The sequence below is a fragment of the Archangium lansingense genome (genome assembly GCF_026626635.1).
Taxonomy (GTDB): domain Bacteria; phylum Myxococcota; class Myxococcia; order Myxococcales; family Myxococcaceae; genus Archangium; species Archangium lansingense.
On sequence record NZ_JAPNKA010000001.1, the window covers coordinates 10,562,655 to 10,575,081 of the forward strand.

Genomic DNA, 12,427 nt, shown 5'->3' on the forward strand with positions numbered 1-12,427 from the left:
GCCGTGCACGCGAGAGGAACGGGTGGGGCTCCTCGAGCTGGGGAGAATCGAGCGGGTGGTACTCGGATCCGAGTCCTGAAGGGGCATTGGTTTTAGACATACGTGCACGGACGTTAAAACAATCTGCCCGGCCGTTCATCGGAACGAGCCCTGTTCCTTGCTTGCCGGGAAGCTGTCTTCCTCCGAACAATCCCGCCACCGGGGAGTCCCGGGACTCAGAGGGAGCAGAGGGCCATCATGAAGAAACTGGAGAACAAGGTCGCCATCGTCACGGGCGGGGGCAGCGGCATCGGCGCGGCGACGGCGAAGCTGTTCGTGGAGCAGGGCGCGAAGGTGCTCATCGTGGGTCGCAGCGAGGAGAAGCTGCGCAAGACGATGCAGGACGTGAACCACGAGAACCTCAGCTACACGGTGGCGGACGTGTCAAAGGAGGAGGACACGCAGCGCTATGTGCAGCACGCGGTGGAGCGCTACGGCGGCATCGACGTGCTGGTGAGCAACGCGGGCACCGTGGGCCCCTACAAGCACATCCTCGAGCACACCGTGGAGGACTTCGACAAGGTGATAGCCACGAACGTGCGGGGCTCGTGGCTGGCGATCAAGTACACCTTCCCCGAGCTGCAGAAGCGCGGGGGTGGCAGCGTCATCCTCACCTCGTCCATCGTGGGCGTGGCGGGGTTCCCGGCGCACTCGGCGTACACCTCGAGCAAGCACGCGGTGGTGGGCATGGCGCGCGCGCTGGCGCATGACGGCGCGCCGTTCCACATCCGGGTGAACGCGGTGTGCCCGGGCGTCATCGACAACGACATGATGGCGTCCACCCACCGGCTGCTCGCCCCCGGCGCCGAGGAGCAGATGAAGAGCACCCTCGCGGCGCGCGTCCCCATGAAGCGCTACGGGACCAACGAGGAGATCGCCCGGATGTACCTCTTCCTCGCCAGCGACGACAGCAGCTACTGCACCGGCGGCGTGTACCTGTCCGACGGCGGCATCACCTCCGGGCTCATATAGCTCGAGCAGTTCCCACCCGAGGGAGCTTCCGGCCGCGAGCGGCAGCAACGGGTCCGATGGTCGGACCCGTCAGCGAGCCGCGCGGCCGGAAGGTGGGGCCCTCTTCCTTCGCGCGCCAGTCGCTCCAGACGTGGCGGCCCGCAGGAGGCGGCGGAAGGTGGGGCATTCCATGTGGCTCGGCGCGGGGCAGGCAGCGGCGTGCCGTAGGCCGTCGCGCATGGCGCTGAGTTCGCGGATCGTCCTGTCCAAGTCCTCCGCCTTGGCCGCGAGCATCTGTCTGTCGATGCGTGGCCGCCCGTCGGGCGCGAACATCCGCGCGATCTCATCGAGCGAGAAGCCGGCGGCGCGCCCCAGAGAGATCAGCGCCAGCCGTTCCAGCACGCTGGGCTCGAACAGGCGGCGCAGGCCCCGCCTGCCGATAGAGGCGAGCAGCCCCTTTTCCTCATAGAAGCGCAGCGTCGAGGCAGGAACGCCGGACCGCTGTGCCACCTCGGTGATGTCCAGGTCTCTCACCCGCTTGACCTCAAGTCGACTTGAAGTGGCACCGTACAGCTTTCGATTCTTGAAGGCACGCAAAAGGAGCCGCTCATGAGTGTCGCGCTACAGACCGATGACGAGCAGACGAAGCTTTGGAATGGCCCCGCGGGACGAGCCTGGGTCGAGGCGCAGGAGTTGCTCGACCAGATGTTCAAGCCGATTGAAGACCTGCTCGTCGAAGCGGTCCTCGCCGGCTCCAGGCGCCAGGTGCTCGACATCGGCTGCGGTACGGGCAGCACAACGCTCGCCGTCGCGCGGCTGCTCGGCACAAAGGGCCGCTGCACCGGCATCGATATTTCAGAGCCGATGATCACCGCCGCCCAGGCCCGCGCCGAACGGGAAGGCGCGCCGGCCAGCTTCATCCGCGCCAACGCGCAGAACCACGCCTTCGAGCCCGCGAGCTTCGACATGATCATTTCGCGCTTCGGCGTCATGTTCTTCGACGACGCGGTCCGGGCCTTCGCGAACCTGAGGCGTGCCGCGAAGAACGACGCCGAAGTGCGGCTCGTCGCCTGGCGAAGTCCTTCGGAAAATCCGTTCATGACGACGGCCGAGCGCGCCGCGGCACCGCTCCTGCCAAACCTCCCCGCCCGCCGGCCAGACGCGCCGGGGCAGTTCGCCTTCGCGGACCAGCGCCGGGTCCACCGCATTCTGGAGGAGAGCGGCTGGGCTGGGATCGACATCCGGCCGATCGATGTGGCCTTCACCCTGCCCGAGAAGGAGCTGGTCCGTTACCTGACCCGGCTCGGACCCCTCGGCCTGATTCTTCACGAGGCGGACGACCGGACACGAACTCAGGTCATCGAAACGGTCCGCGCCGCTTTCGAGCCCTATGTGCACGGAGCGGAAGTCCGCTTTACCGCAGCCTGCTGGATGATCGGCGCCCGAGCACCGTCTGGGACAGCCGCGCCGAAGGAGGCAGCGAGTGCCTGAGGTGGCGGACCTTGTATGCGATCTTCCGACCGGGGCGAGATCAGAGGAGCGCTGAGCGCTGACGGGTGCCGTGCGGGCCATGCGCCAGGCCGGTGCAGAGGCCGTTCAGCCCCATTTGGGCACACGCGGGACATCCGCGAACTGTGCGAGGCCCCGGCCGGCACCTGCTCCGGTCAGTTCCACTGCTGAGCGGGCGCGACGAGTTGCTCGCACAGCAGGGTCAGCGGCGTCGCCCAGTGGTCCTCCCATCGGAAGCTGGCGAGCTGCCGGGACTGACTGCCGCGCCGGAACGCGGCCCACAACCGCCGGGCATACCAGGCCCAATTGAATCCGGGCATCATCCGGGTCGCCTTCGCCGACTGAAGCAGGATGAGGAGCGAGGTGCGCAGGTGGAGGTTGCCCAGGGTGAACGCCTGCAACTCCATCTCGCCCATGACATCGGTGGTGTAGCCAGTCACCATGTGGTGGAAGTCATGCGTCTCCCGCAGGCGAGTGGCGACGTACTGGGCGTCGTTCTTCGGCGGTGAGAGGGTGTCGATCGGCGTCAGCCCCTGGTCCCGGAAGTAGCGCGCGAACGTGTGGCCAAGCGACCCCGGGGGCAGCTTCTCCAGCGCATCCAGGTCCAGGGCCGAGGAACGCAACGAGGGCTTCTCGGCCAGCAGGCGGCGGCCCTCCTCATGGCGGGAGAAGTCCCGGGCGAGCGCCGCGCACAGGCCTATCTCCACGCTGTCGTAGAACAGGGCGCCATAAGCGGGATTCGTGGGCTCGGCCTGCAGGACCTTGAGCGCCTGGAGGCCCACCTGCAAGCGGGTGAACAGCGAGGGATTCTCGGGGAGCGTGGGAAGGGACGAATTGAGCTCGGGCATGGAGCTGTCTCTCAGGCTGTGGCACGGAACCGCGTCACCAGCGCCTCGGGCGGATAGGACGTGGGACGGCCGATGTCGTAGGCGGCGTTGATGGTGCGGATGAACACGGGGTCATGCAGCGGATCCGTGGGCGTCTCGACATGGATGCCTTTGGAGCGTACGTCTTTGATCAGCGTGTCGAAGACCTGATCGAAAGTGAGATCGTCGGTATGGTCCATGTTCTTCTTCAACTCCGCGAAGTCCTCGTAGACCTCGGCCGACCAGTGGGCCAGGAAGCGCAGTTGGTCCGTATGGTAACGCGCGATCACCGCGTCACCAGTCTTCACGATCCAGTGCTCACGACTGTCCGGGTCTCCGGCGAACACGCTGGAGAAGTCCAGCCCCTCCGGGAACTGCTGCTCGGCAGGCCCATTCGCCTCACCGCGATGAACCATCATTTCATTCTGGACGACGACACCGCGATTGTAGATGGGAGGATTCACGCGCCTGGGTGGCGCACGCGGGCCCTCGGGCCAATAGGTGAAGCCGCTCCCGGGGTCATGTGAGAACCAGGTGATGACCTGAGCCATCTTGATGAGGTGGTCGCGGAACAGCCCCGACTTCCCCATGACGCTGCACAGCCAGGTCGGCGAATTCTCGTAGCGGATGCCGCGGAAGCTTGGAGAGTCCAGGTGCCCTGGGTCCGTATTGCCGCACGGGCCGTTCACATTGAAGAGCATCATCTGGGGTCTGGCATACCTGGCCCCCCAGTAGTTCTTCGCGATCTCCAGAAACTTGTCGTTGTAGAAGCAGTCGTTGATCTCGGGAAAGAGACAGGTCGCATGGTTCCCGAAGAAGTTGCGGAACGTAGGCGACAGGAACATCTCGAGTGTCGGCGTCACGCCCTCCGGAACACCGCCCGCGGAGGTGGCGATCAGTTCCTCGGCGGAAGCAAAGTGCTGCGCGATGATCAGCTTGTGCGGCCCGCTGTTCCGAACCACCCCCAGCAAACGCTGCAACTGCTCCTGCGAATAGACATCATCCAACTCGCGCGGCGGAGCCACCGGGCGGAGGAGCCGCGCCAGTTCGTCTTTTCGTGCTTCGGTCAGCATCATCGAGGTCCTTGGAAGTCCGTCCCGCCACGATGATGTGTCATTGCTCCGAGTGGAGCTCAACCGACAATCCCTGACGGGGCGCCGCTTAATCGACACATGTTCGCGAGTGTCGATAAAGTCCGCCCCTGACTGGAAGGGGGGCTACCTGCCCCGGGGCACTCGAGGAGAGCCGGCCGGTGAGCGCTCCAGCAAGAAGGCGGTGAGCGCCCCCAGCCACCGCGCCATCTCCTCGGGTGGATGGGGCGAGCGTCGATCCAACCACCACTCCATCACCCCCAGATAGGCCGAGGTCATGAAGCGGTTCAGGACGGACCCAGGCACTCCCTCGAGCCGGGGGGGAAGACTGGCTCCCGTCAGCTCGCGCTTCATGAGCTGCTCGAGGATGTTGCGCAACTGGACCGAGTAGGCGCGCATGCCGCTCCGGCCGAGCATGAGGTGATACAGCTCGGCGTGCCCGGCGGCGTGCTGGAACCACTCCATCAGGGTTTGATGGAGGCGCTCGGGCGAGTCACCCAGCCGCTGACTCCTCCGCGAGAGTTCGGAGAGCATGTCCCGCATGATGTGCGTGAGCAGCTCGTCCTTGTCGCGGTAGTGCAGGTAGAAGGTGCTGCGGTTGAGCTGGGCGCGCTCGGTGATGTCCTGCACGCTGATGGCGTCGAAGTCCCGCTCACGAATCAACCCGAGGAGCGCATCGCGGAGCATGGCGCGGCTGCGGTGGACACGTGGATCCACCGGAGCGGTCTCCGCCGGCTCGCGCGAGCCAGGACCGCGCCGCCCCTGCCTGTTCGGTGGCTTGGACATGGCAGCGTGATAGCACGCGTTCACACCATGCCCTCGACCCTCGGGCTCCTCGCCCGTGGGCAACCCGAGCTCGCGCTGCAGCTAGGGCCGTTGCCGGAGTTGCGCCCCGTATCCGCCCGAAGCCTCGGAGACGAGCGGGAAGAACGGGGCTCCTGAACTCCCTTTCGAAGGCGGGCGCTGGCGATGGTTTTCGGCTGGCCGAGGGAGTGGGGCCTCGGCCCCCGCCTCAGAACTGGAACAACCCGCCGCTGGTGGGACGGTTGATGACGCCATCGCAGGTGCCACCGCAGACCTTGTCCGGGTCGAGCGGCTGCTGCTGCGTGGCCATCACCGTGCCGACGGCAGCGGCGGTGACCACGGCGCCTACGCCGGCCCAGAAGTACCAACGGCTCGTCAGCGGGCGCGACGAGAGCTCGGCCACGGGCTGCTGGGTGAGCGGCGAGGGCTCGGAGACAGAGGACGGCGTGAGCACCGGTGCCCGCGGTGAATCAGCCTGCGCGACGGCCTCGGGACGCAGGTTGACGTCGACGTTGTATTCCTTGCCGGCGCGGACCGCGATGCGCTGCGACTCGGGGCGGAAGCCCTCGCGCTGGACGACGATCTCGTAGGAGCCGGCCGCGAGCATGAGGCTGTCGAGCGGCGCCACGCCCTTGTCCTCGCCGTTGATGAGGACGCGGGCCCCCTCGACATCCGCCTTCACGGAGACGAAGCCCGCGGTGGGCTCCATCAGCACCGCCAGCTCGGTGAGCTCGCCCTCCTTCGCGTTGATGCGCTGGGTGAAATTGCGGTAGCCGGGCCTGCGCACGGAGACCACGTGCTCGCCAGGGTCCACCTCGATGGGACCCTTGGGCATGGCGCCCATTTCCTTCTCGTTGAGGAAGAAGCGCGCGCCCCGAACAGAGCCATTCATCTTCACGAGCAGCTCGGTCTTCTTCACGAGCGGCGCGAGGAGGAGATCAGAGCCCTCGGCCTGCTCCGGCTCCGACTCCTCCGGCGGCGTGGCCTTGGCACCCTTGCCCTTCTTGCCCTTCGTGGCCTTGGTGGCCTTCTTGGAAGCCTTCGGCGTGCGGCGCTGGGTGGTCTTGGCCTTGCCCTTCCCCTTCTTGCCGGAAGGCGTCAGGGGGGCGAGCAGATCATCCATCCCCTGCGCATAGGCAGAAGGCGCGGCGAGACAGAGGACCAACGCGATCAGGAAGGCGCGGCACAGGAGCATGGCGGGACAAAGGTTAGAGAGTCGGGAGAGAGGGGTCAAACTGGAGTCCACCCCGGAGGCGGATTGGGGGAAGATCAGCCCCATGTCACGAGCGATTCCCTGGATTGCAGCGGGTGGCCTCGCCGCCGCCCTCATGGCCTGTCCGGCCCGAACCCCCTCCCCGCCCCCGGCGTCCCCGCCGATCCGGGTCCCCTCCGGGTGCGAGAAAAACCAGGCAGGCGAGTACCACCACACGGACAACCCCGCGTTCCGCTACCTCGGCGAGGATGACGGGGGCACGCTGACGCTGACGCTGGCACGGACCCGGGAGGGCGTAGAGGCCCAGGCGGATGGGGGCACGACGGTGAGCATCGTGCTCAACCGGACGCCGGACGGCTTCGTGGGGGAGACGCGGTCCACGACGTTCACCACCGGGGGCATGGCGTGCCCAGTGCGCTTCCCGACGCAGGCCATGGTGTGTGACGACAAGGGCCTGACGCTGCGCACGGTGGCGTCGACGTCCATCGACGAGGACTGCCGCCCGGCTCCCAGCGGTCCAAAGCCGGTGTGGAAGGAGCAGCGGCTGCTGAGGGCAGTCCCGGACGCGGGAGTACCGGACGCGGGAACTCCCACTCCCTGAAACCCCTCATTCTACCCCGTGTGAAACCCCCTCTCCCGCTGGGAGAGGGTTGGGGTGAGGGTCTTCCCCACCCCGCTCACCCTACGCCGCGCGGCGGGTCTGCTCCTCGGACACCTTCACGGGAGCAGGAGCGGACTCACTGACCTTCAGGCGGCCCTCCAGGAGGCTGGAGAGGCCGACGTACAGGAAGCCGGCGAGGAACAGGAAGATGAAGGGCACCGAGCCCCAGATGTTCTTCTCGATGGCGAACCAGAGCGCACCCATGAAGTAGGTGGCGAAGGAGAGCTCGATGACGGGCAGCAGGGTCTTGCTGCCGCGGTAGCTCTTCTTGATGGCGGTGATCTTCTTGCCCTCGGCACCAGTCTTCGGGGTGCGGGCGAAGGCGGACTGCTGGCCCAGGAGCGCCTCGAGCACGGCCTTGGCGTTGCTGATGGCCATACCGATGCCCAGGCTCATGATGAAGGGCAGGTACTTGAAGCGGGCCCAGCCCTTGGCACCCTGCTCGCGCTGGGCGGCGACGTAGAAGACGCACACGCTGGCGGTGGCGCTGATGAAGAAGGGCAGGTCCAGGAAGAGCGTGCCGTAGAGGCCGTGCTGGAAGCGCACCACCATGGACAGCGGCATGAGCGCGCTGAGCAGCACCATCAACAGGTAGGCCATGTTGTTGGTGAGGTGGAAGAAGGCCTCGCGCTTGACGGCGAAGGGCAGGTCGCTCTTGAGGATCATCGGCAGCAGCTTGCGCGCCGTCTGGATGGAGCCCTTGGCCCAGCGGTGCTGCTGGCTCTTGAAGGCGTTCATGTCCACCGGCAGCTCGGCCGGGGAGATGACCTCGGGCAGGAAGATGAACTGCCAGCCCCTCACCTGGGCGCGGTAGCTCAGGTCCAGGTCCTCGGTGAGCGTGTCGTGCTGCCAGCCGCCCGCGTCCGAGATGGTGATGCGCCGCCAGATGCCGGCCGTGCCGTTGAAGTTGAAGAAGCAGCCCGCGCGGTTGCGCGCGGTGTGCTCGATGATGAAGTGGCCGTCGAGGAAGATGCTCTGGGCCTGGGTGAGGATGGAGAACTCGCGGTTGAGGTGGCCCCAGCGCACCTGCACCATGCCCACCTTGGAGTCGGCGAAGAAGGGCACCGTGCGCAGCAGGAAGTCGGGGCTGGGCACGAAGTCCGCGTCGAACACGGCGATGTACTCGCCGGTGGCCGTCTTCAGGCCGTTCTCCAGCGCGCCCGCCTTGAAGCCCTGGCGGTTCTCGCGGTGGATGTAGACGATGTCGTGGCCCTTCTGCCGGTGGCGCTCCACGCACGCGCGGGCGATGCCGCACGTCTCGTCCGTGGAGTCATCCAGCACCTGGATCTCCAGCAGCTCGCGCGGGTAGTCGATGCGGCACACCGACTCCACCAGGCGCTCCACCACGTACATCTCATTGAAGATGGGAAGCTGGATGGTGACCCGAGGCATTGCCGGCAGCACGCCCTTGGGCGTGGGCAGCCTGAACTTGTGGCGGTAGTACAGATACGCCATCCGGTAGCGGTGCGATCCGTAGACCGCGAGCACGCAGAGGACGCTGAAGTACACGCCCAAGAAGATGATCTCGACGGTGGTCATCTGACCTGGCCCCTACCGCGGGTGAAGTCGCCGCGGTCCTTACGCTGCTCGGCGGAGTTTGAAACACCGACCCGCGTGAACCGCCGCACTCGGTCCCGCGGAGCCCCCCGCCACGTATGTGCCCGGAATGACAAGGGTTTGTCATTCCCGGGACATAACGAGCGCCGGACAATAGGGACGCGTCAAGTGACTGTCAAATGGTTGTCGGGAGATGCACGGAGGGTGGGGCTTCCTCCGACGTCGTCCCTGACTCAGCTCGCCGCGCGCTGAGCCACCACCACAGGCACCGCGGAGGGCGTTTCCGGAGCCAGCGGCGCCTCGGTTACGTCCACTTCATCGCGGGTGGCGAGCGTCAGGATGTGTTCCACCAGCGCAGGAAAGTCCATCCCCTTTTGAGCCGCAATCTTCGGCAGCAAGCTGACGGGAGTCATGCCCGGCAGCGTGTTCACCTCGAGGATGACGTCATTCTCATCCTCCGAGCAGATGAGGTCCACCCGGCCGTAGCCGCGGCAACCCAGGGCTCGGTAGGCGGCGAGCGCCAGGGACTCCACATTGGCCACGCGAGTGGGGGACAGACGCGCGGGGAGGAAGTAGCGCGAGCCACCCTTGTACTTGGCGTCGTAGTCAAAGCCCTCGCGCGGGGTGGCGATCTCACAGGTGCCGAGCACTTCCTCACCGAGGATGCCCACCGTCACCTCGCGGCCGCGCGCCATGCGCTCCACGAGGGCCTCACCACCGAAGCGGCAGGCCTGGGCCACGGCGGCGGCGAGCGCCTCGGGCTCACGCACCACGGAGAGGCCCACCGAGGAGCCGCCGCACGCGGGCTTCACCACACAGGGGAAACCCAGGTCGCCGTGGAGCTCCAGGGCGCGCGGAGCGTCGGCGCGGCCGAGTCGGTAGCCCAGGGGCGTGGGGAGGTTATGCAGGCGGAAGAGCTTCTTGGCCATGGGCTTGTTCATGGCCAGCGCGGAGGCCAGCACGCCCGAGCCCGTATACGGCAGCCCCATCAGCTCCAGCAGACCCTGCACCTTGCCGTCCTCGCCCATGCGGCCGTGGAGCGCAATGAAGGCCACCTCGAGCTCGGCCGAGCGCAGAGCACGGTCCAGACCGGGGCCAGCGAAGATGCGGCTCACCGTGTTGCCGCGAGACTCGAGGGCCGCCACCACGGCCTCACCGGTCTTCAAGGAAATCTCCCGCTCCTCGCCCCAACCACCCATCAGAACACCGACGCGCTTGCCCATGACTTTGGATTCCTCCTCGTCAGGGGGCTAGAGCACGAGGGATGCCAGCGGCGCGTGAGTGCGCGCGTACTCGCCTGGCTGCTCGAAAGTGCCGTCTTCTCGGGCACTTCGAGACCTGGAGCGAGAAGACACACACGCAGGGAGCGTGTCCGGGAGACCACGGCGTGTCCCGCGAACCGCGCCAGGACCCGGCATGCAGGCGTGCGTCTCGCTGCTGTTGTCCCTGGTTGGAAATAGAGCCGCTCACCCGAACCAGCGGCCCGACGTGGGAGCGAAGATCCGCAGCTTGTCTCGCAGACTCTCTGGGGTGCGCGCCTGAATCACGGCGTGCACCTCGTCCGGGCTGTAGGCCTGGCTGAAGTGCATCAACACCAGCGCCTCGTTCCGGAAGCTTTCCGCCCGGGCGAGGATCTCATCCAGGTGGATGTGCAGGCGCTCCTGCGCATCCTGCACCGTGCGCTTGCTGTCGATGAACGTGCACTCCAGGATGAGCACCCGGCACTCGAGCAATGAGGGCGCGGTCTCCAGCACGTGCGAGAGCGTGTCCGTGGCATAGGCCAGCTCCAGACGATCCACCTCGTCGAAGAGGGGCTCACCCGCCTGGCGCCGCCGACCGATCTCCGCGGGGGGCAGGCTCTGGAACTCTGGCTTCAGCTTCGAGACACGGCGGAAGAACTGGTAGCAGAGCGAGGGGACCTTGTGGTGCGTGCGGAAGGCGCGAACCCACAGGCCATGTCCGAGGTGGTGCGTATCTCCCGGGTGCATCGGCACGGTCTCGATGTCGGTCTCGGTCCGGTGCAGCCGGCCCTGCACCGTGAGGGCCTCGCGCACGGGCGCTTCGATCTCCGCGGGCAGGAACACCTGCGGAGGTGGCTTGCCGATGAGGGTGCGGATGCCAAGCAGCGAGCCGAGCGCGCTCGCGTGGTCGGAGTGGCCATGGCTCAGGAAGATACGGTCCGTCCCCGCGAAGGAGCGGATGGGCACTCCGGCGTCGAACACCACGCCGAGCTCCGGCACCTGCAGCGACGTGTACACGCCGCCGACCGAAATGCCTCGAATCGTATAGGGCCCCGCGCTGACCTCGGTGAGCATCCCGGGAGGCTAACCGGTGGCGGTGACGGGCTCCAGCAGCATGGGCAGACCGCCCTTCGGCCGGAGCGCCACCAGTGGCTCCAGCTCCACCTTCCGCCCAGGCACCAGCCTCGGCCGGAAGCGCCGCAGCACCCCCGCGAGCACCAGCACCATCTCCATCATCGCGAAGTGGCTCCCGATGCAGTGGCGCTGCCCCGCCCCGAAAGGCAGGTACGCCAGCTTGGGCCGCTCACCCGCGCGCTCGGGTGAGAAGCGCTCCGGATCGAACCGCTCCGGCTCCGGCCAGAAGCGGGGCTGGCGATGGATGACGTAGGGAGAGACGGCCACGATGAGCCGAGGATCCGCCGGGATGCGGATGCCGTCCAGCACGTCCTCCTCCCGGGCCTGCCGCACCATGACCCAGGCCGGCGGATACAGGCGCATGCTCTCTTCGAGCACTTGCGAGAGGTAGCGCAGCCGCGGAATGTCCTCGGGCCCGGGCGCACGCTCCCCGAGCACCTGGGCCACCTCGCCGCGCGCCCGCTCCTCCACCTCCGGATGCTGGGAGAGCAGGTACCACGCCCACGTCAGAGCGTTGGCTGTCGTCTCGTACCCAGCGATGAAGAGTGTCATCAGTTCGTCGCGCAGCTGCGCGTCCGTCATCCGCTCCCCCGTCTCCGCGTCCTGCGCCTCCATCAACATCGCCAGCAGGTCCTGCCCCTCCGTCTCCCCGCGGCGCCGCCGAGCAATGATGTCGAAGACGACCGAGTCGAGCGTCTGGCGTGCCCGGAGGAAGGCGCGGTTGCCCGGCGTCGGCAGGGACAGTGGCAACGGCAGCAGCGAGAGCACCCGCTGGTTCACCACTTGCTGCCCCACCGTCAGCGCGGGCAGGACACGGTCCGCCTCACCCAACACCTGGGTAGAGAAGAGCGCTCGGCTCGCGATGGAGAGCGTCGTCCGAGCCATCTCGTCCGCCATCTCCACCGGGGCGGAGGTGTCGGGGCGCGCCTGCCACCGCTCCACCATGCACTCCACCTCCTCGCCCATCATCCCCACCATCCGCATCAGCCGCTCGCGATGGAAGGCCGGCTGCGCGAGGCGGCGCTGCCTCATCCAGAACGGGCCCTCGCTCGTCAGCAGGCCGTTGCCCAGCATGGTGCTCAACCGCTGCGCCCCCGAGCCCTTCGAGTACCGGCCTACGTTCTCCACCAGGACGTGGCGCACATGCTCCGGGTTCACCAGCGACACCACCCGGTTGACGGGCCCCATCCGCCACTGCACCACGTCGCCGTACTCGCGGTGCATCCGCACGAGGAATCCGAGTGACTCACTGCGTCGCTCGCGCAGACTCCCCCAGAACCAGTGTCCCTTCGGCCCCGGCGCCTCTCGCGTAGTGACCGTCATGACGTACGCCTTTCTCTCCGTGTGTGGGCCGCGGGGCT

Annotated in this window: 12 protein-coding genes; 3 read left to right on the forward strand and 9 right to left on the reverse strand. The window is 67.1% G+C overall.

From position 1 onward, the window contains the following. Positions 1–237 precede the first annotated feature (237 nt). Positions 238–1,011 carry an SDR family NAD(P)-dependent oxidoreductase gene (locus OV287_RS42150; RefSeq protein WP_267539687.1) on the forward strand — a complete coding sequence of 258 codons (774 nt, stop codon included), beginning with the start codon at positions 238–240 and terminating at the stop codon, positions 1,009–1,011. 69 nt (positions 1,012–1,080) lie between these two features. Here the strand turns inward: OV287_RS42150 and OV287_RS42155 are convergent, their stop codons facing one another. Further along, a complete protein-coding gene (locus OV287_RS42155) occupies positions 1,081–1,587 on the reverse strand; it encodes a helix-turn-helix domain-containing protein (protein ID WP_308809784.1) in 507 nt (168 codons plus the stop codon). A 12-nt stretch (positions 1,588–1,599) separates the two neighbouring features. On the opposite strand from OV287_RS42155, the gene OV287_RS42160 reads away from it, so the two are divergent. Further along, positions 1,600–2,481, forward strand: coding sequence for a class I SAM-dependent methyltransferase (locus OV287_RS42160; RefSeq protein ID WP_267539688.1), 882 nt, complete (start codon positions 1,600–1,602; stop codon positions 2,479–2,481). 173 nt (positions 2,482–2,654) lie between these two features. Here the strand turns inward: OV287_RS42160 and OV287_RS42165 are convergent, their stop codons facing one another. From OV287_RS42165 to OV287_RS42180, 4 genes are all read right to left on the reverse strand, one after another. Then, on the reverse strand, positions 2,655–3,347 hold the full coding sequence (locus tag OV287_RS42165) for a Coq4 family protein (RefSeq protein ID WP_267539689.1): 693 nt from the start codon (positions 3,345–3,347) through the stop codon (positions 2,655–2,657). An 11-nt stretch (positions 3,348–3,358) separates the two neighbouring features. Next, entirely contained in the window at positions 3,359–4,441 is a 1,083-nt protein-coding gene (locus tag OV287_RS42170; protein ID WP_267539690.1) for a hypothetical protein, read from the reverse strand. A 141-nt stretch (positions 4,442–4,582) separates the two neighbouring features. Next, positions 4,583–5,242: a TetR/AcrR family transcriptional regulator gene (locus OV287_RS42175; RefSeq protein WP_267539691.1), complete on the reverse strand. Its 660-nt coding sequence runs from the start codon at positions 5,240–5,242 to the stop codon at positions 4,583–4,585. Positions 5,243–5,468: 226 nt separating this feature from the next. After that, on the reverse strand, positions 5,469–6,455 hold the full coding sequence (locus OV287_RS42180; RefSeq protein ID WP_267539692.1) for a PEGA domain-containing protein: 987 nt from the start codon (positions 6,453–6,455) through the stop codon (positions 5,469–5,471). An 82-nt stretch (positions 6,456–6,537) separates the two neighbouring features. Here OV287_RS42180 and OV287_RS42185 point away from each other — a divergent pair, with 82 nt between their 5' ends. Continuing rightward, positions 6,538–7,074, forward strand: a complete 537-nt coding sequence (locus OV287_RS42185) for a hypothetical protein (RefSeq protein WP_267539693.1) — start codon at positions 6,538–6,540, stop codon at positions 7,072–7,074. Between the two features lie 81 nt (positions 7,075–7,155). Here the strand turns inward: OV287_RS42185 and OV287_RS42190 are convergent, their stop codons facing one another. The 4 genes from OV287_RS42190 to OV287_RS42205 form a co-directional block, all read right to left on the reverse strand. After that, positions 7,156–8,673, reverse strand: coding sequence for a cellulose synthase family protein (locus OV287_RS42190; protein WP_267539694.1), 1,518 nt, complete (start codon positions 8,671–8,673; stop codon positions 7,156–7,158). Between the two features lie 251 nt (positions 8,674–8,924). Beyond that, positions 8,925–9,914 carry a D-alanine--D-alanine ligase gene (locus OV287_RS42195; RefSeq protein WP_267539695.1) on the reverse strand — a complete coding sequence of 330 codons (990 nt, stop codon included), beginning with the start codon at positions 9,912–9,914 and terminating at the stop codon, positions 8,925–8,927. Positions 9,915–10,157: 243 nt separating this feature from the next. Next, positions 10,158–11,006 carry an MBL fold metallo-hydrolase gene (locus OV287_RS42200; RefSeq protein WP_267539696.1) on the reverse strand — a complete coding sequence of 283 codons (849 nt, stop codon included), beginning with the start codon at positions 11,004–11,006 and terminating at the stop codon, positions 10,158–10,160. A 9-nt stretch (positions 11,007–11,015) separates the two neighbouring features. After that, the gene (locus OV287_RS42205) at positions 11,016–12,389 is read right to left on the reverse strand and encodes a cytochrome P450 (RefSeq protein WP_267539697.1); all 1,374 of its coding nucleotides are present in this window, start codon (positions 12,387–12,389) and stop codon (positions 11,016–11,018) included. Positions 12,390–12,427: the final 38 nt, after the last annotated feature.

Coding starts and splice junctions, on each gene's coding strand:
- OV287_RS42190 (WP_267539694.1), bottom strand. CDS start 8,673: ATGACCACCGTCGAGATCATCTTCTTGGGCGTGTACTTCAGCGTCCTC.
- OV287_RS42170 (WP_267539690.1), bottom strand. CDS start 4,441: ATGATGCTGACCGAAGCACGAAAAGACGAACTGGCGCGGCTCCTCCGC.
- OV287_RS42200 (WP_267539696.1), bottom strand. CDS start 11,006: ATGCTCACCGAGGTCAGCGCGGGGCCCTATACGATTCGAGGCATTTCG.
- OV287_RS42195 (WP_267539695.1), bottom strand. CDS start 9,914: ATGGGCAAGCGCGTCGGTGTTCTGATGGGTGGTTGGGGCGAGGAGCGG.
- OV287_RS42160 (WP_267539688.1), top strand. CDS start 1,600: ATGAGTGTCGCGCTACAGACCGATGACGAGCAGACGAAGCTTTGGAAT.
- OV287_RS42165 (WP_267539689.1), bottom strand. CDS start 3,347: ATGCCCGAGCTCAATTCGTCCCTTCCCACGCTCCCCGAGAATCCCTCG.
- OV287_RS42180 (WP_267539692.1), bottom strand. CDS start 6,455: ATGCTCCTGTGCCGCGCCTTCCTGATCGCGTTGGTCCTCTGTCTCGCC.
- OV287_RS42205 (WP_267539697.1), bottom strand. CDS start 12,389: ATGACGGTCACTACGCGAGAGGCGCCGGGGCCGAAGGGACACTGGTTC.
- OV287_RS42185 (WP_267539693.1), top strand. CDS start 6,538: ATGTCACGAGCGATTCCCTGGATTGCAGCGGGTGGCCTCGCCGCCGCC.
- OV287_RS42150 (WP_267539687.1), top strand. CDS start 238: ATGAAGAAACTGGAGAACAAGGTCGCCATCGTCACGGGCGGGGGCAGC.
- OV287_RS42175 (WP_267539691.1), bottom strand. CDS start 5,242: ATGTCCAAGCCACCGAACAGGCAGGGGCGGCGCGGTCCTGGCTCGCGC.